This is a genomic window from Rhodococcus sp. CX (genome assembly GCF_015865005.1).
Classification (GTDB): domain Bacteria; phylum Actinomycetota; class Actinomycetes; order Mycobacteriales; family Mycobacteriaceae; genus Rhodococcus.
This window is the reverse complement of sequence record NZ_JADZGH010000202.1, coordinates 1-23,797: the sequence shown is the minus strand read 5'-3', so window position 1 is coordinate 23,797 and position 23,797 is coordinate 1. Positions and strand designations below refer to the sequence as shown.

Genomic DNA, 23,797 nt, shown 5'->3' with positions numbered 1-23,797 from the left:
GAGGGGGACTGGCGTTCCAGCGGGCACCCGGACACGTCCCGCCGAGTTGGCCCGCCGAGACCGTGCCTCTGCGTGCCCACCTCGACCTGCAGGTCACCGACCTCGAGGCCGCGGAACGCTGGGCGCTGCAGCACGGCGCGGTCCGCGTGATCGGACCGAATCCGAGCCCGACGTTCCGCACCTACCGCGACCCGGGTGGCCATGTGTTCTGCCTCGTCGTCACCGGATGAGCAGACCGGTCACACCGGATCGAACGCGGAGATGAGCCACCTGCCGTCGACCTCGGTCAGTGACACGAGCACGCTGCTCGACATCGCCGTCGGATCGGGCCTGTCGGCGCTCGTGGTCACCTGATTCGTGAAGACCAGCACGGTGGCCGCATCCGCCTGCAGGTCCGAGACCGCCGCTCGCACCACCGAGGCGGTCGCGGTCACCGACTTCTCGCGCGCGGCCGGCGCGACGACCCGATCGGTGAACTCCGTGTAGTACGCGAGGAAGTCCCCGGTCAGATACGACTTGGCGGTCTCGAGATCCGCATCGATCGTCTCCGGAGAGTAGGACAGCAGTGCCTCCGATCCGGCGGTGGCGGCATCGAGCGCCGCGCGCGCCACGTCGTCGCCGGTGCGGGCATCCGTCCGGTACAGGCCGACGTACAGCCCCGACGCGACCGCGACGGACACGATCGCGAGAAGCGACAGCACCGTCCGTCCGGAGACGAGCCGCCGCAGCGTCCCGGCCGGGGTGCTCGCGCGGGCGGCGGGAGGATTCTCGAAGTCGTTGTTCACGGCACGAACTCCACTTTCGACATCTTCAGCCGATCACCGTCACGGGTGACGGTCACGCTGAGCCGCCACACCCGCGGCTCCTGATCGGCACCGGCCGCGTTGGTCACCTTCGAGGTCGCCGCGACCAGCACGACCGCGGAGTCGTCGGTCATCGACTCCACCGCGGCCGCGTCGACCGTGCCCTCGGTCGCGACATTCGACTGCTCGATGACGTCGACGAAGTCCTGGGCCCGGTTCCGGAAGTCGTCGTGGAACTCACCGGTCGAGTTGTCGAGGACCCGCTGAACATCGGCGTCGGCGTTGTCGAAATCGAGCGTGGTCAGGGTGACGACACCCTGCCGTGCCGCTGCCTCGAACTCCGCCGCGCGGCGGTCTCGATCGCTCGCCCCGGCGTGATGCCGGAGCATGTAGGCGCAGGCCACGACGGCCGTGCAGATCACCGCGCTCGCGGCCACGGCCGCGAGAGTCCGTCGGCGGCCGCCGGTTCCTGTGCTCCCGGCCTCGGTCGACTCCGCCTCGGTTGTTTCACCGGAGTCGTCCGAACCGGCCGTGCGCGCCTGCCGACGAAGGCGCGCGGCGCGAGCGCGAGCTTCGGCTGCGACCGCTTCGGCTTCGGCTTCCTCGGCGGCGAGGAGCAGGGACTCGGCGTCGGTCGACGACGGCGCGCGGTCCGGCATGTGTACCTCCTTGGCTCGAGCACCGGGCTCGCTTCGAGCATCGTGCGATCCTCGGCTCGGCACGGGCGTTCCGCCTGTACGCTTCCGCATTCTCGGGGTCGGCGTCAACGTCCGGCCCCAGGGATGTGTCTCGCCGACATCCCACATGTCAGCACGAAATGATCCGGAACGCACGGGGAATCGCACTCGTGCTGTGATGTGCCACAGTCGGGGACGGTCCCATCGGATACCGGAACGCGCACCGGTACGCGAATATTATTGGACAGCAACGTGATCGGGCATGAATCTCGGTGACCGAGGTGCGACCTCCCGCCCGGTTCCGTCATTCGGCTGTAGGTGCGTGTCGAAAGTGTCACTGCTGTAGTTCTATTCGTGGGACGTCGGTGTCGAACGAGTGGGCGACCGTCCGGACACGGTCCCTCTGCGAACCGGCCCGTCCCGCACGCCCCCTCCCGCGCGGTGGCCGATGTGCCGCCGGGTGGAGGGTGGTCGAGTTCCGGTCTGTCCGCGCTGCGCCGGCGATGGGCATCGTTGCCGCTTTCGAACGCTCGTAAAGCGTTGTTGCGGGCTATGGTTGGAGCTTCAACCTTGCCCGGGAGCCGGCCTGGTATGCGACCGGGTCGGCTCGGCCGCGGGCGTGACGAGGTGCCGAAACAGTCTCGAATGAGACCCTTGTCACATCTGTCAAACCAACCTACTGTGTGTTTACTAGGTTCTCGGTCCGCAGGGGGGTTGCCGTGCCACACCGTTGTCGTGCGACGCGCACGGGGGTGCGCATGTCGCCGAGGACCGGCGGGGATGCAGTTCGGAAGTACCCGGGACACCGAGGTCGATGGAGTGCGCTGCGTCTGTCGGCAGGCGTCGGACCGTTCGGTCGTCACGGTAATTCGGTCTCGTCAGGCAGAAAGGAACTTCCATGACAGCTCGGCAGTTCGACACGGCTCACCGGAAGGGCTCGGGGGGCGAGGGGTCGGGAGAGAACGGGTCGTCAGGGGAATCCGGAACCGTCGACTCTCGATACCGCCTCGACGTCGTCGCGCTGAACACTGCGGACGTCGTCCGGTTCGCCGGCGGTTGGCTGTTCGATCGCGTCATGGCCGGATGGAACGTCACGGTCTTCGTTCAGGATGCATCGGATCCGCGCCCGTTGCGGATCCTGGGGGTGGGCACGGGTGATCTCGAATCCGTCCTGACGACTCGCCGCAAAGGGTTGTACCCGCACACCGTCGCCGTCGAGGCGGACCTGTACAGCTCGGATACCCGGGTCCGGGACGGGGTCCACGCCGCTCTGGGGCACCACCCCACGGAAGTGACGCTGTGGGGCGATCGCATTCCGCCCGAGCTCGACAGCGAGGTGCGGCTCGTGCAGCACCGCCTGAGTCTGGCTGCGAGGGCGTTCAAGGCCCAGGCGCTCGTCGCGGCAGGCGCGAGCGCAACCGACGTGGCCGCCGCCGAGACGTTCTGCACCGGACGGCTGTCGCGGCCTCGCGTGCGATCGGACCTTCTGCCCGCCGGGTGATTCCCGCCCGCCGCCGTCGCCTCGACCATCTCCGGAGAAGTGGTCGAGGCGACGGCGGCAGTGTGCTTGTTCAGTTCGGACGGTTGATCACTGCGGGTCACCGATCTTTGCCGCGTCGCGGCGTACGGTCACCGGCTCCGCGAGATGCTGCTCGTCGCACAGACGCTGGAGCTTCTCGAGCGTTTCGTCGAGGCCGGGACCCAGCCGTGGTCCCGGCGTGAAGGTGGCCGGCAGATTGCGCATGCCCTGGATGACGCCGATCGTCTCGTAGTGGACGGTGCCCTCCGGATCACACCGGTAGTCGGGCATGCGATCGAGGACCGCGGTCACCATCGACTTGAACACCGTGCGCGCCACATTGGACCCGATGCACCGATGGATCCCGAGTCCGAAACTGAAGTGGCGATTGGCCTTGCGGTCCATGATGATTCGGTTCGGCTCGGGGAACAGGGACGGGTCGCGGTTGGCCATCGCCCAGGACAGCCACAGACGCTGACCTTCCTTGAACTCGGTGCCGGCCGCTTCGAAGTCCGCCGCGATCGTGCGTCCGTCACCGGGGGCGGGGGTGAAGTAGCGCAGGAACTCCTCGGTCGCGGAGTCGAGTAGGGAGTCACGTTCGCGGCTGAGTTCGTCGCGCTGTTCGGGATTCCGGGACAACCATTCGAGGGCGTGCGCGGTGAGCGCCGTCGTGGTGTCGAAACCGCCGCCGATGATCAGCCCCAGCATCCCGAGCAGTTCGAGGTCGGGTGCGGGCTCACCGTCGATGCGCAGTTCGAGGAGCGCGTTGACCAGTCCCGGCCGCGGATTCTGGCGGATCTCGTGCATGTTGGTGAGCAGGTCCAGTCCCATCGCCCGGTGCATCTCGGCGACGCGCGGGGCGTCGGGCGAATTCTCCGGTGTGTACACCGCCGCGTGGACCGGTTCGCTGTAGATCGACCACTGCTTCAACGGAATTCCGAGCATCGCCAAGGTCAGTACCGCGGGCACGACATTGGCGAGGTCGTCGACGAAGTCGATGCGGCCCTGCTCGATCTTCTCGTCGAGGCTCGCGCGGACGACCTCGTCGATGAACGGCTTCCACCGCTGCACCGCGGCCGGCGACAGATAGGGATTGAGCACCGAACGGTATTCGCGGTGTTCGGGATCGTCCATCTCCAGGATCCCGCCGCGCACGAGTGACGCGCGCTGGGCGGTCGGGATCGAGATGCCCTTGTAGCCCTTGCGTTCGTTGTTGATGTCGTGATCGTTCGAGATGTGCGGGCAGCGGGCCAGTTCGAAGACCGCGGCGCTGCCGGCCGCGACCCAGTGGCCGTCGTAGGTGTCCGTCCAGGCGACGGGGCAGGTTTCGTGCATCTCCTGGGTGATCGATTCGAACCGATGCCGGTACTCGGGTGTGTGGCGGTCGAAGTGGTATCGGTTCTTCTTGCGATCTTCGTCGGTGACGATGTTCTCGGTGGTCACGGTGTGGCTTCCCTCGGTTGGTCGTGGTTCACGGCGCACGTCTGTTCGGGCGGGGTCAGGAGATGGAGACGGCTTGTTCGGGGCACGATCGTGCCGCCTCGCGCACCTGCTCCTCCTGATCGGCCGGGACCCGGTCGTACACCGCGGACGCGTGACCGTCGATCTCACTCAGTTCGAAGGCGCCCGGGGCGCTCATCGCGCAGAGCGTATGACCCTGGCAGCGTTGCGAATCGACTTTCACCTTCATTGACCTGTCCTTCGAGTTGTCGTGAATCCGTGCCCCGCAGGGGAGATGAGCAGGGGAGATCAGACGTGGTAGTCGTACCACTTGAGGTAGCCGCCGCCGTCCACCCGCAACTGCACACCGGTGACGTAGCGGGCTTCCTCGGAGACGAGGTAGACGATCGCGTTGCTGATGTCCTCGGGTTCGACGTACGGGATGCGCATCGCCTGCTGGACCCCGAAGGCCGGTTCGGCATCCACGCGGGTCGGGTGCTCGAGGTCGGGGCGGAAGGAGCGGTACATCGGCTCGCTCTGCAGCATCGCGGTGTTGCAGTTCGTCGGGTGGACGACGTTCGCGCGAATGCCGCGCGGCGCGAGGTGGGTGGCCAGGTCGTAGACGTAGTGCGTCAGTGCCCGCTTCGAGTGCACGTAGGCCATGCCGCCCAGGTCGGCGCCCGGGTTGTCGACCTTCGAGGTGTCCATGAGGGCCGCCGTCGACCCGGTGGCGACGATGGCCGCGCCGTCGCCGAGATGGGGGAGCGACACCTGGATGGCATTGATCGTGCCGATCAGGTTGGTATCGATGACATCGCACCAGGCCTGGATCTGAGGCTCACCCTTCATTCCTGCGACGCCGGCCTGCGCGACGACGATGTCGAGCTTCCCGAACTCGGCGATGCCGGCGTCGAGCGCCGCACGCAACTGCGCCACATCGCGTACGTCCGCCTGCGCGGTCACGATTCGGCGTCCGGTCTTCTCGACGAGCCGGGCCGTTTCCTCGAGATCCTCCGGGCGGGCCATCGCGTACCCGATCGTCGGGATGTCCTCGCACAGGTCGACGGCGATGATGTCCGCGCCCTCTTCGGCCAGGCGAACCGCATGGCTCCGGCCCTGTCCGCGCGCGGCGCCGGTGACGAACGCAACCTTGCCTTCAACTCGTCCCACGATCTTTCCCTCCTGTGTCTGTGGTCTCTCGGGCCGTCGGCCGTGGCGCCGGACGGAACCGGAGGATGCTGCTCGGTGTCGGTCGTTTGCCCCGAGAAATGCGGATGTCCGCCGCGCGGTCGTGAAAGGAATCTGTGTGGGGCATGCCCCGGTTGAATCGCCTTTGCCTCGGAACAGAATGATAATTCCGAGTTACGAGAATCATACTCTGCATACGGGCGCTCGGGCAAGGATTCGGACATTCGTCCCCGTCCGGGTTCGGCGGCGGAGTCCGAAATGTGGCCGGTCCCATATTCGTTCGCGCAGCGAATGGTCTCGGTGGCGGGGAAGCGGAAGGTCGTGCCGTCCACGGTCGAATGTCTGCGAAAGACCGGATTCCCCGTTCTCCGGAACATTCTTTCCCGTACCCTCGCGGCCGGTGGGGCTCTGCGTCGCGTCCAGGGATCGATGCAGGTGGAATTAGCCTCCGGCGCCGGCGCATGTCAGCGGCGTTGCGGTCTCGGCGATGTGAGGTGCTCCCGAGGTGGTCGGATCGCTGCGAATGTGCGTCCAGGTCGCTCTTCCGAATCGAAAGGGAATCGAATCGATGGTCAACGAACTGACCGGCAAGGTCGCCGTCGTCACCGGTGGAGCATCGGGGATCGGCCGCGCGATCGTCGAGCGGTACGTCGCCGAGGGTGCTCGGGTGGTCGTCGCGGACGTGGAACGTGAGCGCGCAGAGGAGTTGGTCCGAGCCTGTGGCCCGGCGTCGGTGTTCCGGTACACCGACGTCGGGGACATCGAGCAGGTCGCGTCCACGGTCGAATTCGCGATCGAACGCTTCGGCGGACTCGACGTGATGTGCAACAACGCCGGCATTCCGGGCAGGATGCACAAGAGTTTCCTTCACGACGACCTCGCCGACTTCGGCAGGGTCATGGCAGTGAACCTGCTCGGTGTCATGGCAGGCACTCGGTACGCGGCGTCGTTCATGGCCGAGCACGGCGGCGGATCGATCGTCAACATGTCCTCGATCGGCGGGATCCAGGCCGGCGGTGGCGTGATGACCTACCGGGCGTCCAAGGCCGCGATCATCCAGTTCACGAAGTCGGCGGCAATCGAATTGGCGCAGTACGACATCCGTGTCAACTGCATTGCGCCGGGCAGCATACCCACGGCCCTGCTCACCACGTCCATGAGCGCGATGGCCGACGAGCGCAGTGAACGGCTCACGCGCGCGGTTCGTGCCTCGATGCAGACGGATCGGCCGCTCGAACGGGACGGGACCCCGGAGGACGTCGCCGAAGCCGCGCTGTATTTCGCCGGGGATCGCTCACGTTATCTCACCGGGACGGTGCTTCCCGTCGACGGTGGCACCACCGCGGGAAAACCGTTGCGCAGGAAGCCTGCTCCCGCACCGGCCGCTCCCACGCCGACGTCCTGAGCGGAGACCGGCGGGCATCACGCCTGCGGATCGGCAATTTAAATCAACTGCTTGACTTAACCGTGCCCGTCGGATTTACTGTGACGGGGATCACGGGGGATGGGATCGAGGGGCCACCCGAGTGATGGCTCGGGTGGCCGCCCCCGATCGCAACGTCCTCACCTGGAACGAGAGCCGACGCCTCGCTGGGTGGGGCACACAAGGAGCGGATGCGATGACCACCGCGAATCGAACAGCTCGCGCCGAGCGTGTCAGCGCGACCCGGGGGGCGATTCTCGCGGCCGCCGAGCGGTTGTTCGCCGAACGGGGCATCGCGTCCGTCTCCAATCGGCAGATCAGCGAGGAAGCCGGACAGGGCAACAACGCCGCTGTCGGATACCACTTCGGAACCAAAGCCGACCTGGTCCGGGCCATCGTGCGCAAGCACAACGCGCACGTCGAACGACTCTGCCATCAGATGGTCGCGCAGGTCGGCGACTCCGCCGATGTGCGGGACTGGGTGACCTGCCTGGTGCGCCCGCTGACCGAGCATCTCGATTCGCTCGGAAATCCCACGTGGTACGCACGATTCAGTGCACAGCTCATGCCCGACCCCGCGTTCCGTGACGTGGTCTCGGAGGAGTCGCTGACCTCCCGGTCACTGCTGACCATCATCGCGGGACTGGAACGGTCGTTGCCGGACCTGCCGCCCGACGTCCGCCGTCAACGCTTCGCGATGGCCCGCCTGCTCATCGTGCACACGAGCGCCCAGCTCGAGCGCACCCTCGCAGACGGTGGCACCGGCTCCGACTGGACCGCGACCGGCACCAGCCTGATCGACGCGATCACCGGCCTGTTGCTGGCACCCGTCACGACCGGCTGACCTCCGGTTTCGGGCGCCACCGCCCACACGTACCCACGAAGGAAGACGCCATGAAGGTCTACGTGGACCAGGACAGATGCATCGCCGCCGGGCAGTGCGTCGCGCACGCCGACGAGGTGTTCGACCAGCGGGAGGACGACGGCATCGTCGTGTTGCTCGACGACAGCCCTTCGGAGGACCTCGCCGACGGTGTGCGCGAGGCCGCGTCGATGTGCCCTGCACTGGCCATCCGCATCGAGGAATGACCCCACGACCGATCACGAGGAGCGCGATGTCCGACACGCTGGCAGGACCCGAAAGCGTCACAGCCGCAGACATTCCCGAGTATCCGATGGACCGGGCCGCGGAATGCCCGTTCGCTCCTCCGCCGCAGGTGCTGGACATGGGCGCGCAGCGCCCGCTCAGCCGGGTCCGTATCTGGGACGGCAGCACGCCGTGGCTGGTCACCGGCTATGCCGAACTCAAGGAGCTGATGTCCGATCCGCGCGTCAGCGTCGACGACCGCAAGCCGGGCTTCCCGCACTGGAACGAGGGCATGCTCTCGACGGTGCACAAGCGCCCGCGCTCGGTGTTCACCTCCGACGGGGAGGAACACACACGCTTCCGGCGGATGCTCACCAAGCCGTTCACGCTCAAGCGGGTCGACGCGCTGCGCCCCGCGATCCAGCGGATCACCGACGAGCACATCGACGCGATCCTCGCCGGCCCCCAGCCCGCGGATCTCGTCACGGCCCTCGCACTCCCGGTTCCGTCCCTGGTCATCAGTGAGATGCTCGGTGTGCCCTACGAGGACCACGAGTTCTTCCAGGCACACGCCACGATCGGGGTCGACCGGTACGCGACCGCCGAGCAGGCCGCCGAAGGCCGGACCGGGCTGGCGAAGTACCTCATCAAGCTGATCGAGGCGAAGATCGACGCACCCGCCGAGGACGTCGTGTCCGAACTCGGCGAACGCGTCCGGGCCGGGGAGATCAGCATGAAGGAGGCTGCGCAGCTCGGCACCGGGCTGCTCATCGCCGGGCACGAAACCAGCGCCAACATGATCGCTCTCGGCACACTGGCGCTGTTGCGCAACCCCGAGCAGCTCGCCGTCGTCCGCGACACCGACGACAAGAAGGTCCTGGCCAACGCGGTCGAGGAACTGCTGCGCTACCTGAGCATCATCCAGAACGGTCAGCGCCGCGTCGCGGTCGAGGACATCGAGATCGCCGGCGAGACGATCCGCGCGGGGGAGGGCATCATCGTCGACCTCGCACCGGCCAACTGGGATGCCAAGGCGTTCCCCGAACCGGACAAGCTGGATGTGCACCGGCCGGCTCGCCTGCACGTCGGGTTCGGGTTCGGGCCGCACCAGTGCGTCGGACAGCAGCTCGCGCGGACGGAGCTGCAGATCGTCTACAGCACGCTGCTTCGCCGTATTCCGACTCTGCGCCTGGCGATTCCGTTCGAGGACGTCGAATTCAAGCACGATCGTCTGGCGTTCGGCGTCTACTCGCTGCCGGTCGCGTGGTGATCACCGGTCCGGTCCGACGAAAACTCGACGGGCATCACGCCGATGTCGCGTCGCGAAATGTGTGAACCAATCGATCCGAAACGGAGGGTCACGATGCCGGTTCCGAACACGAGCTCGTTGCTGTATCCGCCCGAGGGATTCGGTCCACCGAAGGACCGGCGCGGTCACGCCGCGGGCGGGGTGGGATTGCCCGCCGGGACGAAGGTCTTCTCGGCCGACAACCACATCTCGCTCGCCGACGACATCTTCTTCGAGCGATTTCCCGAAGAAATGAAGGACCGGGCGCCGCGCGTCTGGTACGAGGAAGGCGCGTATCAGCTCGGGCGTAAGGGAAAGTCCTTCCTCCCGGGCGATTTCAGTCACGTACTCATGCAGTACGACCCGCTGGACGGGTCCGGAAGCACGAACCTCGAAGCCCGGATTCGAGATCTCGGCGAGGACGGCATCGACGTCGAGCTCGCCTTCCCCAATGCGCTCCTCGCGCTGTTGTTCTACCCGGACAAGGAAGTTCGCGAACTGTCCTTCCGGATATACAACGAATACATCGCCGAGCTGCAGGAGCGGTCGAACGGCCGGTTCTACGGGGTCGGACTCGTCAACTGGTGGGACGCGGACGGTGCCCGGCGCACGCTTGCCGAACTGAAGTCCCTCGGCCTGAAGACCTTCCTGCTCCCACTCTCGGCGGGCAAGGACAACGACGGCAACCAGATCGACTACGCCAGCACCGCGATGATCCCGGTCTGGGACGAGATCGAGGCGTCCGGGGTTCCGGTCTCGCACCACATCGGCGAAGCGCCGCTGTCGAGCCCGTGCGAGGTCAACAGCGTCGCGGTCGGCATGATGCACAACGTCGCCCCGTTCCGGGAGATGTTCGCCAAGTACATCTTCAGCGGCATCATCGATCGTCATCCGGCACTGCGGATCGGCTGGTTCGAAGGCGGGATCAACTGGGTGCCGGCCGCCATCCAGGACGCCGAGCACCTGCTCGCCTCGTTCCGGCACATGCTCGACCGTCCCGTCGAACACGACATCCGGCACTACTGGGACGAGAACATGTGGGCCTCGTTCATGGTGGATCCGCTGGGACTGTCGATGGCCGACGAGATCGGAATCGACAAGATCATGTGGTCGTCCGACTACCCGCACAACGAGAGCACGTTCGGATACTCGGAAAAGTCTCTCGCCGCCGTCGTGGACGCGGTCGGCCCGGACGCCGCGGCCCGCATCGTCAGCGGGAACGTGATGGATTTCCTCGGTCTGTGACGGTGCCCGAACGGCCCAGTGTGTCGAGACCGAAGGAGGACCGAGGGATTCGTGGACGGGAACGATGAAGGCGGGGCCGGCTCGGCACCGCTGAGCGGATACGTCGTGGTCGAGTTGTCGACCGGCATTGCCGGTGCCTACTGCACGAAGATGCTGGTCGACGCCGGCGCCGACGTGGTGAAGGTCGAACCACCCGGCGGCGATCCGCTGCGGACCTGGAGCGCCTCCGGCGCCCGGATCGAATCCGGCAGCGACGGAGCCCTGTTCGCGTTCCTCGCGGGAGGCAAGCGCAGCGTCGTCGCGGACCCCGACCTGGAGGACGACCTCGACACGGTCCACGCGCTGCTCGAGACCGCGGACGCGGTGGTGTGGTCACGTGAATCGGCGGTCGCCGAACACCCGTCGCTGCGACCCGAGCAACTCCGGCAGGCGTATCCGCACCTGACCGTCACCGCGATCACCCCGTTCGGTCTGGACGGCCCGTGGAGCGACCGGCCGGCCACCGAATTCACCGTCCAGGCGTGGTCCGGCGGGATCATCGGGCTCGGGCGCGGTGCTCCCGACCGCGCACCGGTGCACATCGGCGGCAGGATCGGGGAATGGCTGACCGGTGCGACGGCCGCGGCGGCCACGCTGGCATCGCGGGCACGCACCCGGCTCACCGGCGACGGAGAACTCGTCGACGTGTCCATGCTCGAAACCGAGATCCTCTGTCTCACCTACCATCCGGTCTCGTTCTTCGACGGACTCGATCGCCCGTTCCGCACCGAGCGGCGGCTGACCGTTCCCGGGGTGGCCACCGCGCAGGACGGTCTGGTCGCGCTGGGGTGCGGAACCGCGCAGCAGTGGTTCGACCTGTGCGTCATGGTGGGGCACCCGGAATGGATCGACGAGGAATCACCGCTGTCCATCACCGAACAGGCCATCAAGATGGCCCCGGAGATCCGGGCGTGGATCGCGGAGCGGTCCGTCGAGGAGATCCTCGACTTCGCCGCGGCCCTGCGGATTCCGAGCGGTCCGGTCGGCAACGGGGAGAACGTCACCGGAATCGGTCACTACCGCATCCGGGGGACGTTCACGGACAACCCCCGCGGAGACTTCGTCCAACCGGTTCGCCCGTACCGCATCGAGCCCGGCGCGTTGCCCGGATCGCGACCGTCGCCCGCCCTCGGGGAACACACGCGGGATCGGCGCCTGCGAATCGGGACGCCGCGGCCGGCGGACAACGGCGCCGCCGGTTCGGCCGGCTCTCGTTCGGTTCGGCCGTTCGACGGCCTGCGCGTGCTGGACATGACGAGTTTCTGGGCCGGACCCTCCTGCACCCACGTCCTCGCGATGCTCGGCGCCGATGTCATCCACCTGGAATCGGCGTCGCGCCCGGACGGTACCCGGCTGATCGCGGGAGTGCCGGTCTCCGAAGACGACTGGTGGGAGAAGTCGCCGATCTTCGCCGCCCTGAACACCGGCAAGCGGAGCCTGGCCCTGGATTTCCGCACCGAACGTGGTCGTGAGGTGCTCCGCCGGCTGATCGCGACGTGCGATGTGATCGTCGAGAACTACACCCCACGTGTACTCGACCAGATCGGGCTGGATTTCGACACGGTTCGTGCCCTGCGTCCGGACGCGATCCTGGTTCGCATGCCGGGATTCGGCCTCGACGGTCCGTGGCGCGACAACCCGGCCTTCGCCTACGTCATCGAGGACTGTTCGGGCCTGAGCTGGCTGACCGGTCATCGCGATCAGAATCCGGTGGAACCCTATTCGGTCGGCGATCCGAACGCCGGTGTCCATGCGCTCGTGGGGCTCCTCGTGGCGCTCGAACAACGCCGCCGCACCGGTGAGGGCGCACTGGTGGAGGCACCGATGGTCGATGCGGCGCTCAACATCGCCGCGGAGCAGGGGATCGAGTTCTCCGCGTACGGAACGCTTCTCGAGCGTGACGGGAATCGTGGTCCGGTCGCTGCGCCGCAGAACCTGTACCGGACCGAGGAGCTCGACGAGTTCGGGCGACCCGACTGCTGGGTGGCCGTCGCGGTCGAAACCGACGAACAATGGTCGTTCCTGCGTACTGCGCTGGGCGATCCCGGGTGGGCGGCGGATCCCGAGCTCGGCACCGTCGAGGGACGGCGTCGCCACCACGATCTTCTGGACGACCAGCTGGCGCGGTGGTGCCGGAGCCGGACGGCGGACGAGATCGTGGAGGTGCTGTGGGGTGCCGGTGTGCCGGTGGCGAAGGTGATGCAACCGCACCGGCAGAGCGAGATACCGCAGCTCGCGCACCGGGGATTCTTCGAAGAACTCGACCATCCGGTGTTCGGCACGGCGCGGTACAGCACGATGGCGGCGCGATTCTCGGAAGGGCCGACCGACGTCCACGTCCGCCGCGCACCGCTGCTCGGCGAACACAATCACGAGATCCTCACCGAACTCGGATTCGACGACGCGGAGATCGTCGCGCTCGAAGGCGACGGTGTCCTCGGGCGCACACCGGTGTGGTGACGGGACGATGCACCCCGGACACCACGGAACGCCGCCGGAATCGGCGGCGTTTCGCTGTCCGCCGTCAGGGAACGACGGTGGGCAGTGTGTCCCAGCCGCGCACCGTCGACGTCGGCGACAGCGCGGCGTTCGCCACGTCGACCTCCCACTCGGGGAAGCGCTTCAGGATCTCCTCGAGTGCGACCCGGCCCTCGAGCCGGGCCAGTGCCGAACCGAGACAGAAGTGCGTGCCGACACTGAAGGTCAGATGTTGGCGGGGCTCGCGATGGATGTCGAATGTGTCGCTGTCGGGACCGAACTGGCGGTGATCGCGGTTGGCGGCGCCGATCAGGAACATCATCACGCTGCCCTCGGGAACGGTGGTGCCGTGGTACTCGACGTCCCGGGTCACGTACCGCGCGACATGCGGTGCCGGCGGCTCGAACCGCAGCAGTTCCTCGATGGCCTCGGGGATCAGCGTCGGATCCTCGACGAGCTGTCGTCGCTGGTCGGGGTGTTCGGCGAGCACCTTGCCGGCCCAGCCGATGAGCCGCGTGGTGGTCTCGTTGCCGGCCCCGGATACGACGTTCACGTAGGTCAGGAGTTCGTCCCGGGTCAGCCGGCGAACCGTTCCGGTCTCGTCCTCGAACTCGACCTCGAGCAATTCGGTCATGATGTCGTCCGACGGATACTCGGCGCGCCAGTCGATGTAGGCGCCGAAGATGTCACCGCTGACCATGCCGTCGGATGCGGCCTTCATCCGACCGCCTTCCTCGGTCCGCATCTGCTCGTTCGCGAAGTCGCGGATGGCTTCCTGGTCCTCCTCCGGAATGCCCAGGAGCATGCCGATCGTCCGCATCGGCATCTGTGCGCCGATATCGGCGACGAAATCGAGCCGGCCCGATCCCACATGGGGGTCGAGCGCCTCGGCGCAGAACTGGCGGATCTTCGGCTCGAGTGCCTGGATCTTGCGCGGAGTGAACATCCGCGCCAGCAGTTTTCGATGGATGTCGTGGATCGGCGGATCCTCGAAGAGCAGCACGCCCGGCGGAATCGCGATGTTCGCCTTGATGAGTTCGAGAATCGCACCGCGAGCGGAGCTGAACGTCTGGTAGTCGACGAGTCCCTGGTTGACGTCCGAGAAGCGGCTCAGCGCGTAGAAATCGTGGGTTTCGTTGTAGTAGAGGGGCGCTTCTTCGCGGATACGCTTGAACATCGGGTAGGGATCGGCATTGATCTCGACGTCGTACGGGTCGTATCGAATGTCGCTGGCTGCGCTGGTCGTCACAGGTCTGCCACCTTTCGGAGGATTCGTATTCGCGTGCGCGCTGGGCAGGACTGCAGTCGGAACGATCTCATCGACTGCTACCAGTGTCGGGCTCCGAGTCTTGCGATGCAAGCATTATTCTCTGATTCTGAGAGTAGAATTCTCATCCAGCACCGGATCGGGGCGGGGAGGCCTGAAAGGTGCGAGACGACAACGATTTCGGAATGCGGCGTTTTCGGAGTGCGGCATTCCCGTGATCCCCCGTGGGTCCGACCATCGACCGGAGGGTGCTGTGCAGGTCACGAGGTCCTACGACGCGCTCCTGTCCAAAGGGGAGGATCGCCGGCTGCAGATCGTCGCCGCCGCGCAGCGCATCCTCACGCGCAACGGCTGGCGCGGTACGACGCTCGCGCAGATCGCGCAGGAGGTCGGGGTCACCCCCGCCGGTCTGCTGTACCACTTCTCGTCGAAGGAGCAACTGCTGCACGCGGTACTCGACGCGCGTGACGCGGACGATCACGCGCGCGCCGATCCGGCCGGGGATCTGGCCGAGGAGATCCGGAAGACGGCCTGTCGCATCGAACAGTCGCCGGAGCTGGTGGGGACGTTCGTGGTGATGCTGGTCGAGAACCTGATGCCGGACGCACCCCTGCACGGTCGGCTGCTCGACAGGTGGCGCCTGTCCGTCGACATCGTCGCCGAGACGATTCGCACTCACCAGCGTTCGGGTCGGTACCGGGATGACATCGACGCGTCGGTGCGGGCGGTCGAGATCATCGCGTTCATCAACGGAATGGAGATCTCGTGGCTGCTCGATCGGACGATCCCGCTCGGTGACGTCTTCGCCGAGTACTCCCGTTCGCTCGATCGGGATCTTGCTGCAGTCGTGGTGAAGTGAGCGCCGGACGCTGTCACCGCAGCGGTGCAGTTCGTGGGATCAGTTGTGCGCCAGAAGCGTTGCTCGCAACTCGCGTAACCTCGGTCCTTGAGTTCTGACGAATCAACTGTAAGCTTTACGGCAATCGAGAATATCGTTCGCAGATGGGGCAACGATGCGATCCGAAATCAGAGAATCATCCCGGGAACGTGGTGTCTCCGGCGCGCCACGAGAGTGGCCTGTGCCGGGCGGATGGGTACGCGGCCTCCTCTCGGGCGATCGGTCGGGTCCGGTTCGTGCGGTCGGGGGACTGTTCGCGATGTCCGCCGACGCGGTGAAGTTCTTGTTCCGCAGGCCTTTTCAAGCACGTGAGTTCCTGGAACAGTCCTGGTTCGTCGTCCGGGTGTCCCTGCTGCCGACCCTGCTCGTGGCGATTCCGTTCACGGTGCTCGTGAGCTTCACACTCAACATCCTCCTGCGCGAGCTCGGCGCCGCCGACCTGAGCGGGGCGGGTGCGGCATTCGGTGCGGTCACGCAGGTCGGCCCGATGGTGACCGTGCTGATCGTCGCGGGCGCGGGAGCGACCGCGATGTGCGCGGATCTCGGCTCGCGCACGATCCGGGAGGAGATCGACGCGATGGAGGTTCTCGGAATCGACCCCGTCCAGCGGCTCGTCACACCGCGGATGCTCGCGTCCGGTCTCGTGGCGATGCTGCTCAACGGACTGGTCTGCATCATCGGGGTGATGGGCGGCTACACCTTCTCGGTGTTCGTCCAGGACGTCAATCCCGGAGCCTTCGCCGCCGGAATCACCCTGCTGACCGGCATCGACGAGGTGATCATCTCCTCGGTCAAGGCGCTGCTGTTCGGTCTCATCGCCGGACTGGTCGCGTGCTATCGCGGGCTGACGGTCTCGGGCGGTGCGAAAGCGGTGGGAAACGCCGTGAACGAAACGGTGGTGTACGCGTTCATGGCACTGTTCGTGGTCAACGTCGTGGTGACGGCCATCGGAATCCAGCTGACGGCCAGGTGACGACACGTGCCTCCGAGTTCCGAGTACGCGCGCACGGTCGCCCTGCTGCGGCGTCCCGTCGACGGACTCGGCCGGGTCGGCGATCACGCGATCTTCTACGTCCGTGCTCTCGTCGGCGCCCCCGTCGCGGCCTGGCGGTATCGACGGGAAACCCTGCGGCTGATCGCCGAAACCAGCATGGGCGCAGGAACTCTCGCGGTGATCGGCGGGACCGTCGTCATCGTCGGGTTTCTCACCCTGGCGACCGGCGGCACCCTCGCGGTGCAGGGGTACAGCTCGCTCGGGAACATCGGTATCGAAGCGCTCACGGGCTTCCTCTCCGCGTTCATCAACGTGCGGATCTCCGCGCCGGTCGTCGCCGGGATCGGTCTCGCCGCGACCTTCGGTGCCGGCGCCACCGCGCAACTCGGCGCGATGCGGATCAACGAGGAGATCGACGCACTCGAATCGCTGGGCATCGAACCGATCGCCTACCTCGTCGGCACGCGCATCGTCGCAGGCTTGATCGCCATCACCCCGCTCTACGCACTGGCCGTCGTCGCCTCGTTCCTCGCGAGCCGATTCACGACCGTGTTCCTGCTCGGTCAGTCCGCCGGACTCTACGACCACTACTTCGCGACGTTCCTGAATCCGATCGATCTGCTGTGGTCTTTCCTGCAGGCGTTCCTCATGGCGTTGACAATCCTGTTGATACACACGTACTTCGGGTTCTTCGCCGCCGGTGGGCCCTCGGGGGTCGGCACCGCCGTCGGTAACACGGTCCGCACGTCGCTCATCGCGGTCGTCTCGGTCACCCTGCTCGTCTCGCTGGCGGTCTACGGCGCCAACGGCAACTTCAACCTGTCCGGATAGCGAGGTGGAAATGGGACCGAAGGTGCTCCGGCCCCTCGCCGGGCTCGCGGCGATCGCGGTGCTCGCCACCATCGTCGCCGGTGCGGCCGTCCTGTTCGACGGGCGTTTCACCGGCAGTGTGCGGGTCACCGTGCTCTCGCCCCGCGCCGGGCTGGTGATGTATCCCGACGCGAAGGTGAAGATGCGCGACGTGACGGTCGGCAGGGTGGACTCCGTCACGGCCCGGCCCGACGGCCTGGCGGAGATCACCCTCGCGCTCGATCCCGCACAGGTGGAGGCGATCCCGTCGAACGTCTCCGTCGACATCGCGTCGACCACCGTGTTCGGAGCGAAGTTCGTGCAGTTCCTCCCGCCGGACGACCCGTCTCCGGTGCCCCTGCAGGCGGGCCGGGTTCTCGAATCGGAGCACGTCACCGTCGAAATCAACACCGTCTTCGAACAACTCGTGAACGTCCTCGACCGGATACAGCCGGAGAAGCTGAACGAGACTCTCGGCGCGGTCGCCGCCGCGATGAACGGTCGCGGTGACCGGTTCGGGCAGATGCTCGTCGACCTCGACTCCGTCCTCGGCGCGATCGAACCGGCCCTGCCCGCGCTGGTCACGGACCTCGCGCTGGCGCCGGCGGTGGCTTCCACCTACGCGGAGACCGCACCCGACCTGATTACGACCGGTGCGAACGCCGCATCCATCGGCGACACCGTCGTCGACGAGGAACACAATCTCGACGCCTTCCTCCTCGGGATGATCGGGCTGTCCGGCGCCGGGCAGCCCGTGCTCGCCCGGAATCGGGACGGGCTGACGACGCTGCTCGATGTGCTGGTGCCGACCACTTCACTCACCGACGAGTACAACGAGGCGCTGACCTGTTCCCTGACGGGCCTGGCCTTCCTCGCCGATTCGAAACCGGTGGACGTGGAAGGGCTCGGCCTGTCCGCGAACTTCCTGTGGGGCACCGACCCGTATCGGTATCCGGAGGACCTGCCGAAGGTCGCCGCCTCCGGTGGACCCCAATGTTCGGTCCTGCCGGTGCCGTACGAAGGCCGCCCGCCGTTCGTCGTCGCCGACGTCGGTGCCGATCCGTTCGATTCCGGACGGCAGGCGGTCACCGTCGAAGGGCTGTCGGAAGGGCTGCTCGGGCGGGTCGCCGGACCGGGAGTGCCGGATCCGGCACCCGCGGTACCGTTCGGCATCCCGGCCCTGCCGAACCCGATTCCCGCCCTGCGGAACCTGTTTCCCGCGCTACCGGACCGGGGGCCGTGATGAGCACCCGGAACGGCCCGATCCTCCGATTCGGCGCCTTCGCCGCCGTGATGCTGGTGCTGTCCGGCCTCCTCGTCCTCGTCTTCGGGGAGTACCGGACCGGCGCGACGACCACCTATTCGGCGGTGTTCGAGGATTCGTCGGGTCTGCGCTCCGGCGACCCGGTGCGGATCGCCGGTATCCGGGTCGGCACCGTCTCCGACGTGGCGTTGCGCGACGACCACTCGGTCGTGGTGACATTCGACGCGGACCGCGACCTCGTGCTCACCACCGGCACGACGGCGGCGGTTCGGTACCTGAACCTGGTGGGGGACCGCTATCTCGCGCTCCACGAAGGACCGGGGTCGTCGCAGGTTCTCCCCGCCGGCGCCGAGATCCCGGTCGAGCAGACCGCACCGGCCCTGGATCTCGACCTGTTGCTCGGCGGTTTCAAACCCGTCATCGACAGCGTCGATCCGACCGAGGTCAACGCACTCACGTCGTCGCTGCTGCAGATCCTGCAGGGTCAGGACGGCACCGTCGAGTCACTGCTGGCGCGGACGTCGTCGTTCTCGAACGAACTCGCAACGAACAGCGAGATCGTCCAGAGCCTGATCGACAACCTGAACCGGGTGATGACCACGCTGTCCGACAGCGGCGGCGATTTCACCGCGACGATCGACCGCCTCGAACGGCTCGTGGGCGAACTGTCGGCGGAACGCGACCCCATCGGTGCCGCGATCGAAGCCCTCGACACCGGCACGGCGTCGATGACGGACCTGCTCACGCAGGCACGGCCACCGCTCGCGGGCACCGTCGACGAACTCGCGCGGCTCGCAACACTTCTCGACGACGACAAGCAACGTCTCGACTCCGCGCTCGAGAAAGCTCCCGAGAACTTCCGCAAGCTCGTGCGGGTCGGCGCGTACGGAAACTTCATCCAGTACTACATCTGCGCCATCTCGGTGCGGGTGACCGACGAGAACGGCGAGACGGTCCAGTTGCCGTGGATCGAACAGGACTCGGGAAGGTGCGCTCCCTGACATGCTGCGCTATCGATCTGCCAACCTGATCCGCAACGGCATCATCGGGACCGTCCTGATCACGTGCATCCTGCTCGTGGGGCTGCAGGCGCAGGCGTTCATCACGGCGGCGACCACACTGCCGTACCGCGCGAGATTCGTCGAAGCCGGCGGGCTCCGGGCCGGCGACGACGTCGTCGTCTCCGGCGTCGAGGTCGGCACCGTGTCGAAGGTGTCGCTGCTCGACGGTGATGCGCTGGTCGAGTACTCCGTCGATTCGTCGGTGCGGCTCGGATCGGCCACCACCGCCCACATCAAGACCGGCTCGTTGCTCGGCAAACGGATCCTGACACTGGTGTCGGACGGGCTGGGCCTGCTGCGCCCGAACGAGGTGATCCCCACCGACCGCACGTCGTCGCCGTATTCGCTCACCGATGCGGTCGGGGACCTGACGACGAACGTGTCCGGCATCGACACCGACGCGGTGAACCGCTCCCTGGACCTGCTGTCCACGACCCTCGAGCGCATCGAGCCGCAGCTGGGCCCGACCTTCGACGGACTGACGGAACTGTCGCGCTCGCTCAACGACCGCAACGAGTCCCTGCGCGACCTGCTCACCGCGACGCGCGATGTCACCGGCATCCTGGCCGACCGCAGCGCGCAGGTGAACACCCTGATCCTCGACGCGAACACCCTGGTCGCCGTCCTCGCCGAACGACGGCAGGCGATCGTGGACCTGCTCGCGAACACCGCCGCGGTGTCCGAGCAGTTGTCGAGCCTGGTCGCCGACAACGAGGCCGAACTGGCCCCGACGCTCGACCGGCTGAACTCCGTAGCGGCGCTGCTCGAGGAGAACCGGGACAACATCGCCGCGGCGCTGCCCGGACTGGCGAAGGTTGCACTGACCCAGGGCGAGGCCGTCTCCGGCGGCCCGTTCTACAACGCGTTTGTCGCCAACCTCGTCGACGGGCACATGATCCAACCGTTCGTCGACCAGGCCCTCGGCGTCGATCCGCCGGCCGTGTTCCTCGTCCCCGGTCAGGAGCCGCGATGACACGCCGCACGATCGTTCTGCTCGCCGCAGCCGCTCTCGTCTGCGGCATCGCCGTCGCCTCCGCGATCGGGTACCGAGAGCTGTTCGGCCCCAGAACGATCCGTGCGGTGTTCACGACCGCCACCGCGATCTACGAGGGCGACGGGGTGCGTGTCGCGGGCGTCGAGGTGGGGCACATCGTCTCGATCGAGCCTCGCGGTACCACCGCCGAGATCGTGATGGCCGTGGATCGGCGTGTCCCGATACCCGCGGACGCGAGCGCGGTGATCGTGGCCCAGAGCCTGGTCGCGGCCCGCTACGTCCAGTTGTCCCCGGCGTACCGCAGCTCCGGTGAGACGATGGCCGACGGCGCCACGATCCCCCTCGAACGCACCGCGGTTCCCGTCGAGTGGGACGAGGTCAAGACCGAGCTCACCCGTCTCGCGGCGGAACTCGGCCCGGACGGCGATCTCTCGTCCAGTGCGGTGGGACGATTCGTCGACAGCACCGCCGACGCGCTCGCCGGCAACGGCGACAAGCTTCGCAGTACCATCGAGCAATTGTCCGGTGCCGGAAGGGTTCTCGCCGACGGTAGCGGCGACATCGTGGACATCGTCGCGGCGTTGCAGACCTTCGTGACGACCCTGCGGGACAGCAACGTGCAGATCGTCAGTTTCGAGAACCGGCTCGCTACGTTGACCAGCGTGCTCGACGACAACACCACCGACCTCGACGCGGCGGTGACGAACCTGTCCGTCGCGGTCGGTGACGTGCAGCGGTTCGTCGCGAACAACCGCGACCGCGCCGGTGAACAGATCGAGCGTCTGGTGAACGTGACGCAGAATCTGGTGGACAACAAGGACGACGTCGAACAGTTGCTGCACATCTTCCCGACGAGCATGGCCAACTTCTACAACATCTACAATCCCGATACCGCCACCGAGGCAGGGGTTTTCGTCCTCAACAACTTCTCGAACCCGATCCAGTTCGTGTGCGCCGGGATCGCCGCCGTCGAGAACTCGACCTCGCAGGAATCGGCGGACAAGTGCGTCCGGTACCTCGGTCCACTGCTGAATCAGCTGACGTTCAACTATCTTCCGACCCCGATCAACCCGGTGAAGGGACCGTCCGCGCGGCCCGAGAACCTCATCTACACCGAACCCCACCTGTTTCCGGCCGGCGGGGGAGTGAACGCCCCGGCGACGACGCCCGCGTCGAGCCTGCTCGACCTGTTGCTTCCCGGAGGAGGAACGCCGCGATGAGATCTCGAACATCCGCCGTCCTGCGGGGTACGCCCGCGATGCTCCTGGCTGCCGCAGTTGTCGCGTCGACGGTGTCCGGCTGTGCGTGGGACGGGGTGAACTCGCTGCCCCTGCCGGGAACACCGGGCCGGGGGGAGGGCTCGTACACCTTCACCGTCGAGATGGCCGATGTGGGTACCCTCGAATCGAATTCGCCGGTCATGATCGACGACGTCGTCGTCGGCAGCGTCGGCCGCATGGTCGTCCACGGCTGGCACGCGGACATCGAGGTGTCCGTGGAGAAGGACGTCGCCGTCCCCGCGAACGCGGTCGCCACCGTCGGGCAGACCAGCCTGCTCGGATCGAGCCACCTGGCGCTGAACCCCCCGGCCGGTTCACCACCCGAAGGGCGACTGGCCCCCGGTGCCACGATCGGCCTCGATCGCTCCGCGACGTACCCGTCGACGGAACGCACCCTCGCGGCCGCGGCGGTGGTCCTCAACCGGGGTGGTCTCGGCCGGATCGGCGACATCGTCACCAACCTCAACGACGCGCTCGGCGGGCGCGAGGACGCGGTACGCGACCTGCTCACCCGGCTCGACACCTTCGTCGGCACGCTCGACACCCAGCGCGCCGACATCGTCGCGACCATCGACGGGCTCGAGCGCCTCGCCGGCACCGTGTCCGGGCAGCGGGACGTGGTCGCCGACGTGCTGGACCGGCTGCCCGCCGCCCTCGAGACACTGCTGCGGGAACGTCCGGCGTTCACCACCGCGCTCGACAGGCTCCGGACGTTCAGCGACACCGCGACCGGCGTCGTCACCGACACTCGGCAGGATCTGGTGACCAACCTCGAGCACCTCGAGCCGACGCTGCGTGCCCTCGCCGACGTCGGCGCCGACCTCGACAAGGCCCTCGCATACGCGACGGTCTACCCGTACGGCCAATCCGTGATCGACCGGGCGGTGCGCGGCGACTACCTGAACCTGTTCGCGACGGTCGACCTCACCGTGCCCCGGCTCCAGCGCGAACTGTTGCTCGGTACCCCGTGGGGTGATCCGAACGCGGTGGTGCAGGCGGCGGTCGGTGATCCGGGTTATGCGCAGCCGACCCGCGATCCGCTCGGAGCCGCGGTGGGAGGCACCCGATGATCCTGTCGCGCTTCGTCCGGTTCCAGCTCGTCGCGTTCGCGGTGCTCGGGCTCGTCGGGCTGCTCGTCACGACGTTCGTCTACATCCAGGGCCAGTCGCTCGTCGGCGTCGGCCGCATCCGGGTCACCGTCGACCTGCCGTCCGCCGGCGGCCTGTACCGGTTCGCGAACGTCACCTACCGCGGCGTCGAGGTCGGAAAGGTCACCGCCGTAGACCTGACTCCGGGCGGAGTTCGGGCGACACTCTCGCTCGACGAGGACCACGACATCCCGGCGGACCTGGAAGCGCACGTTCGGAGTGTGTCCGCGGTGGGGGAACAGTACGTCGATCTGCGACCGCGCAGCGACGGGGCGCCCTTCCTCGAAGACGGTGCCGTGATCGACGCGGCCGACACGATCGTTCCCCAGCCCGTCGGTCCCATGCTCGACAACCTCAGTGCGCTCGTCGGGAGCATCCCGACCGGCAAACTCGACGACCTGCTCGACGAGATGCATGCCGGTGTGGGCGCAGTCGGCTACGACCTGGGTTCGCTGCTGGATTCGTCGTCGACGCTCGCGGCAGACGCGAGCGGTGTCGCGGACCGCGCCCGGACGCTGATCGAGGACACGGTGCCCCTGCTCGATTCGCAGGTGCAGAGCCTCGACGCGATCGAGGAGTGGACCCGCAGTCTGGCGGGGGTGACCGGACAGGTCGTATCCGACGACCCGCAGCTGCGCACGGTGCTGCGAACCGGCCCGGGCTTCGCGCAGGAAACCGCTGCCCTGTTCGACACGGTCGACCTGACCCTGCCGGTGCTGCTGGCGAATCTCACCACCGTCGGCCAACTCGCCGTGACCTACAACGCGGGACTCGAACAGCTGCTCGTGCTGTTGCCGCCGGCGGTGTCGATGATCCAGGCCGTGCAACCGTCGAGAAACGCGTCGGGTCTGGGGC

The 23,797-nt window shown here is 67.1% G+C and carries 23 protein-coding genes; 17 read left to right on the top strand and 6 right to left on the bottom strand.

Translation table 11 applies throughout. The annotated features are described in order from the left end of the window. Nucleotides 1–230, top strand: a 230-nt coding sequence (locus tag I0Q12_RS33495; protein WP_269437671.1) for a VOC family protein, incomplete at its 5' end; no start/stop codon positions are given. A 9-nt stretch (nucleotides 231–239) separates the two neighbouring features. Here I0Q12_RS33495 and I0Q12_RS21830 read toward each other — a convergent pair. Together I0Q12_RS21830 and I0Q12_RS21825 are read right to left on the bottom strand one after the other, a co-directional pair. Continuing rightward, complete coding sequence (locus tag I0Q12_RS21830) at nucleotides 240–785, bottom strand: twin-arginine translocation pathway signal (protein WP_197254636.1); 546 nt, start codon at nucleotides 783–785, stop codon at nucleotides 240–242. Beyond that, nucleotides 782–1,462: a hypothetical protein gene (locus tag I0Q12_RS21825; RefSeq protein WP_197254634.1), complete on the bottom strand. Its 681-nt coding sequence runs from the start codon at nucleotides 1,460–1,462 to the stop codon at nucleotides 782–784. The genes I0Q12_RS21830 and I0Q12_RS21825 overlap by 4 nt, the downstream gene beginning before the upstream one ends. A 916-nt stretch (nucleotides 1,463–2,378) precedes the next feature. Here I0Q12_RS21825 and I0Q12_RS21820 point away from each other — a divergent pair. Next, the gene (locus tag I0Q12_RS21820) at nucleotides 2,379–2,981 is read left to right on the top strand and encodes a hypothetical protein (RefSeq protein ID WP_231611186.1); all 603 of its coding nucleotides are present in this window, start codon (nucleotides 2,379–2,381) and stop codon (nucleotides 2,979–2,981) included. Nucleotides 2,982–3,068: 87 nt separating this feature from the next. Here the strand turns inward: I0Q12_RS21820 and I0Q12_RS21815 are convergent, their stop codons facing one another. From I0Q12_RS21815 to I0Q12_RS21805, 3 genes are read right to left on the bottom strand one after another with little or no spacing between them, the layout of a single operon-like run. Beyond that, on the bottom strand, nucleotides 3,069–4,442 hold the full coding sequence (locus I0Q12_RS21815; RefSeq protein ID WP_197254632.1) for a cytochrome P450: 1,374 nt from the start codon (nucleotides 4,440–4,442) through the stop codon (nucleotides 3,069–3,071). A gap of 55 nt (nucleotides 4,443–4,497) precedes the next feature. Next, on the bottom strand, nucleotides 4,498–4,689 hold the full coding sequence (locus I0Q12_RS21810; RefSeq protein ID WP_197254630.1) for a ferredoxin: 192 nt from the start codon (nucleotides 4,687–4,689) through the stop codon (nucleotides 4,498–4,500). Between the two features lie 59 nt (nucleotides 4,690–4,748). Further along, nucleotides 4,749–5,609, bottom strand: coding sequence for a mycofactocin-coupled SDR family oxidoreductase (locus tag I0Q12_RS21805; protein ID WP_197254628.1), 861 nt, complete (start codon nucleotides 5,607–5,609; stop codon nucleotides 4,749–4,751). Between the two features lie 586 nt (nucleotides 5,610–6,195). On the opposite strand from I0Q12_RS21805, the gene I0Q12_RS21800 reads away from it, so the two are divergent. From I0Q12_RS21800 to I0Q12_RS21775, 6 genes are all read left to right on the top strand, one after another. Continuing rightward, a complete protein-coding gene (locus tag I0Q12_RS21800) occupies nucleotides 6,196–7,032 on the top strand; it encodes an SDR family NAD(P)-dependent oxidoreductase (protein WP_197254626.1) in 837 nt (278 codons plus the stop codon). 214 nt (nucleotides 7,033–7,246) lie between these two features. Continuing rightward, nucleotides 7,247–7,894: a TetR/AcrR family transcriptional regulator gene (locus tag I0Q12_RS21795; protein WP_197254625.1), complete on the top strand. Its 648-nt coding sequence runs from the start codon at nucleotides 7,247–7,249 to the stop codon at nucleotides 7,892–7,894. 50 nt (nucleotides 7,895–7,944) lie between these two features. Continuing rightward, entirely contained in the window at nucleotides 7,945–8,139 is a 195-nt protein-coding gene (locus I0Q12_RS21790; protein WP_197254618.1) for a ferredoxin, read from the top strand. Nucleotides 8,140–8,165: 26 nt separating this feature from the next. After that, on the top strand, nucleotides 8,166–9,407 hold the full coding sequence (locus I0Q12_RS21785; RefSeq protein WP_197254617.1) for a cytochrome P450: 1,242 nt from the start codon (nucleotides 8,166–8,168) through the stop codon (nucleotides 9,405–9,407). 93 nt (nucleotides 9,408–9,500) lie between these two features. Continuing rightward, a complete protein-coding gene (locus tag I0Q12_RS21780; protein ID WP_197254615.1) occupies nucleotides 9,501–10,670 on the top strand; it encodes an amidohydrolase family protein in 1,170 nt (389 codons plus the stop codon). 51 nt (nucleotides 10,671–10,721) lie between these two features. Beyond that, nucleotides 10,722–13,169 (top strand): CoA transferase, encoded by a 2,448-nt coding sequence (locus I0Q12_RS21775; RefSeq protein WP_307846406.1) that lies wholly within the window; start codon nucleotides 10,722–10,724, stop codon nucleotides 13,167–13,169. 64 nt (nucleotides 13,170–13,233) lie between these two features. Here I0Q12_RS21775 and I0Q12_RS21770 read toward each other — a convergent pair whose 3' ends face one another. Further along, on the bottom strand, nucleotides 13,234–14,436 hold the full coding sequence (locus tag I0Q12_RS21770) for a cytochrome P450 (protein WP_197254613.1): 1,203 nt from the start codon (nucleotides 14,434–14,436) through the stop codon (nucleotides 13,234–13,236). 271 nt (nucleotides 14,437–14,707) lie between these two features. Here I0Q12_RS21770 and I0Q12_RS21765 point away from each other — a divergent pair, with 271 nt between their 5' ends. From I0Q12_RS21765 to I0Q12_RS21725, 9 genes are all read left to right on the top strand, one after another. Then, the gene (locus I0Q12_RS21765; protein ID WP_197254611.1) at nucleotides 14,708–15,313 is read left to right on the top strand and encodes a TetR/AcrR family transcriptional regulator; all 606 of its coding nucleotides are present in this window, start codon (nucleotides 14,708–14,710) and stop codon (nucleotides 15,311–15,313) included. 298 nt (nucleotides 15,314–15,611) lie between these two features. Beyond that, on the top strand, nucleotides 15,612–16,325 hold the full coding sequence (locus tag I0Q12_RS21760) for an ABC transporter permease (protein WP_231611185.1): 714 nt from the start codon (nucleotides 15,612–15,614) through the stop codon (nucleotides 16,323–16,325). Between the two features lie 6 nt (nucleotides 16,326–16,331). Beyond that, nucleotides 16,332–17,177, top strand: a complete 846-nt coding sequence (locus I0Q12_RS21755; RefSeq protein ID WP_197254607.1) for an ABC transporter permease — start codon at nucleotides 16,332–16,334, stop codon at nucleotides 17,175–17,177. A 10-nt stretch (nucleotides 17,178–17,187) separates the two neighbouring features. Then, entirely contained in the window at nucleotides 17,188–18,438 is a 1,251-nt protein-coding gene (locus I0Q12_RS21750) for an MCE family protein (RefSeq protein ID WP_197254604.1), read from the top strand. Next, the gene (locus tag I0Q12_RS21745) at nucleotides 18,438–19,460 is read left to right on the top strand and encodes an MCE family protein (protein ID WP_197254603.1); all 1,023 of its coding nucleotides are present in this window, start codon (nucleotides 18,438–18,440) and stop codon (nucleotides 19,458–19,460) included. The genes I0Q12_RS21750 and I0Q12_RS21745 overlap by 1 nt, the downstream gene beginning before the upstream one ends. Before the next feature lies 1 nt (nucleotide 19,461). Next, on the top strand, nucleotides 19,462–20,493 hold the full coding sequence (locus I0Q12_RS21740) for an MCE family protein (protein WP_197254602.1): 1,032 nt from the start codon (nucleotides 19,462–19,464) through the stop codon (nucleotides 20,491–20,493). Beyond that, a complete protein-coding gene (locus tag I0Q12_RS21735) occupies nucleotides 20,490–21,734 on the top strand; it encodes an MCE family protein (RefSeq protein ID WP_197254600.1) in 1,245 nt (414 codons plus the stop codon). The genes I0Q12_RS21740 and I0Q12_RS21735 overlap by 4 nt, the downstream gene beginning before the upstream one ends. Next, nucleotides 21,731–22,864 (top strand): MCE family protein, encoded by a 1,134-nt coding sequence (locus I0Q12_RS21730; protein ID WP_374068759.1) that lies wholly within the window; start codon nucleotides 21,731–21,733, stop codon nucleotides 22,862–22,864. Before I0Q12_RS21735 ends, I0Q12_RS21730 begins: the two co-directional genes overlap by 4 nt. After that, nucleotides 22,861–23,797: MCE family protein (locus I0Q12_RS21725; RefSeq protein ID WP_197254598.1), on the top strand; the 937-nt coding region annotated here is incomplete at its 3' end. The genes I0Q12_RS21730 and I0Q12_RS21725, both read left to right, overlap by 4 nt.

Coding starts and splice junctions, on each gene's coding strand:
- I0Q12_RS21780 (WP_197254615.1), top strand. CDS start 9,501: ATGCCGGTTCCGAACACGAGCTCGTTGCTGTATCCGCCCGAGGGATTC.
- I0Q12_RS21730 (WP_374068759.1), top strand. CDS start 21,731: ATGAGATCTCGAACATCCGCCGTCCTGCGGGGTACGCCCGCGATGCTC.
- I0Q12_RS21760 (WP_231611185.1), top strand. CDS start 15,612: ATGTCCGCCGACGCGGTGAAGTTCTTGTTCCGCAGGCCTTTTCAAGCA.
- I0Q12_RS21800 (WP_197254626.1), top strand. CDS start 6,196: ATGGTCAACGAACTGACCGGCAAGGTCGCCGTCGTCACCGGTGGAGCA.
- I0Q12_RS21745 (WP_197254603.1), top strand. CDS start 18,438: ATGAGCACCCGGAACGGCCCGATCCTCCGATTCGGCGCCTTCGCCGCC.
- I0Q12_RS21820 (WP_231611186.1), top strand. CDS start 2,379: ATGACAGCTCGGCAGTTCGACACGGCTCACCGGAAGGGCTCGGGGGGC.
- I0Q12_RS21795 (WP_197254625.1), top strand. CDS start 7,247: ATGACCACCGCGAATCGAACAGCTCGCGCCGAGCGTGTCAGCGCGACC.
- I0Q12_RS21750 (WP_197254604.1), top strand. CDS start 17,188: ATGGGACCGAAGGTGCTCCGGCCCCTCGCCGGGCTCGCGGCGATCGCG.
- I0Q12_RS21810 (WP_197254630.1), bottom strand. CDS start 4,689: ATGAAGGTGAAAGTCGATTCGCAACGCTGCCAGGGTCATACGCTCTGC.
- I0Q12_RS21790 (WP_197254618.1), top strand. CDS start 7,945: ATGAAGGTCTACGTGGACCAGGACAGATGCATCGCCGCCGGGCAGTGC.
- I0Q12_RS21735 (WP_197254600.1), top strand. CDS start 20,490: ATGACACGCCGCACGATCGTTCTGCTCGCCGCAGCCGCTCTCGTCTGC.
- I0Q12_RS21740 (WP_197254602.1), top strand. CDS start 19,462: ATGCTGCGCTATCGATCTGCCAACCTGATCCGCAACGGCATCATCGGG.
- I0Q12_RS21825 (WP_197254634.1), bottom strand. CDS start 1,462: ATGCCGGACCGCGCGCCGTCGTCGACCGACGCCGAGTCCCTGCTCCTC.
- I0Q12_RS21785 (WP_197254617.1), top strand. CDS start 8,166: ATGTCCGACACGCTGGCAGGACCCGAAAGCGTCACAGCCGCAGACATT.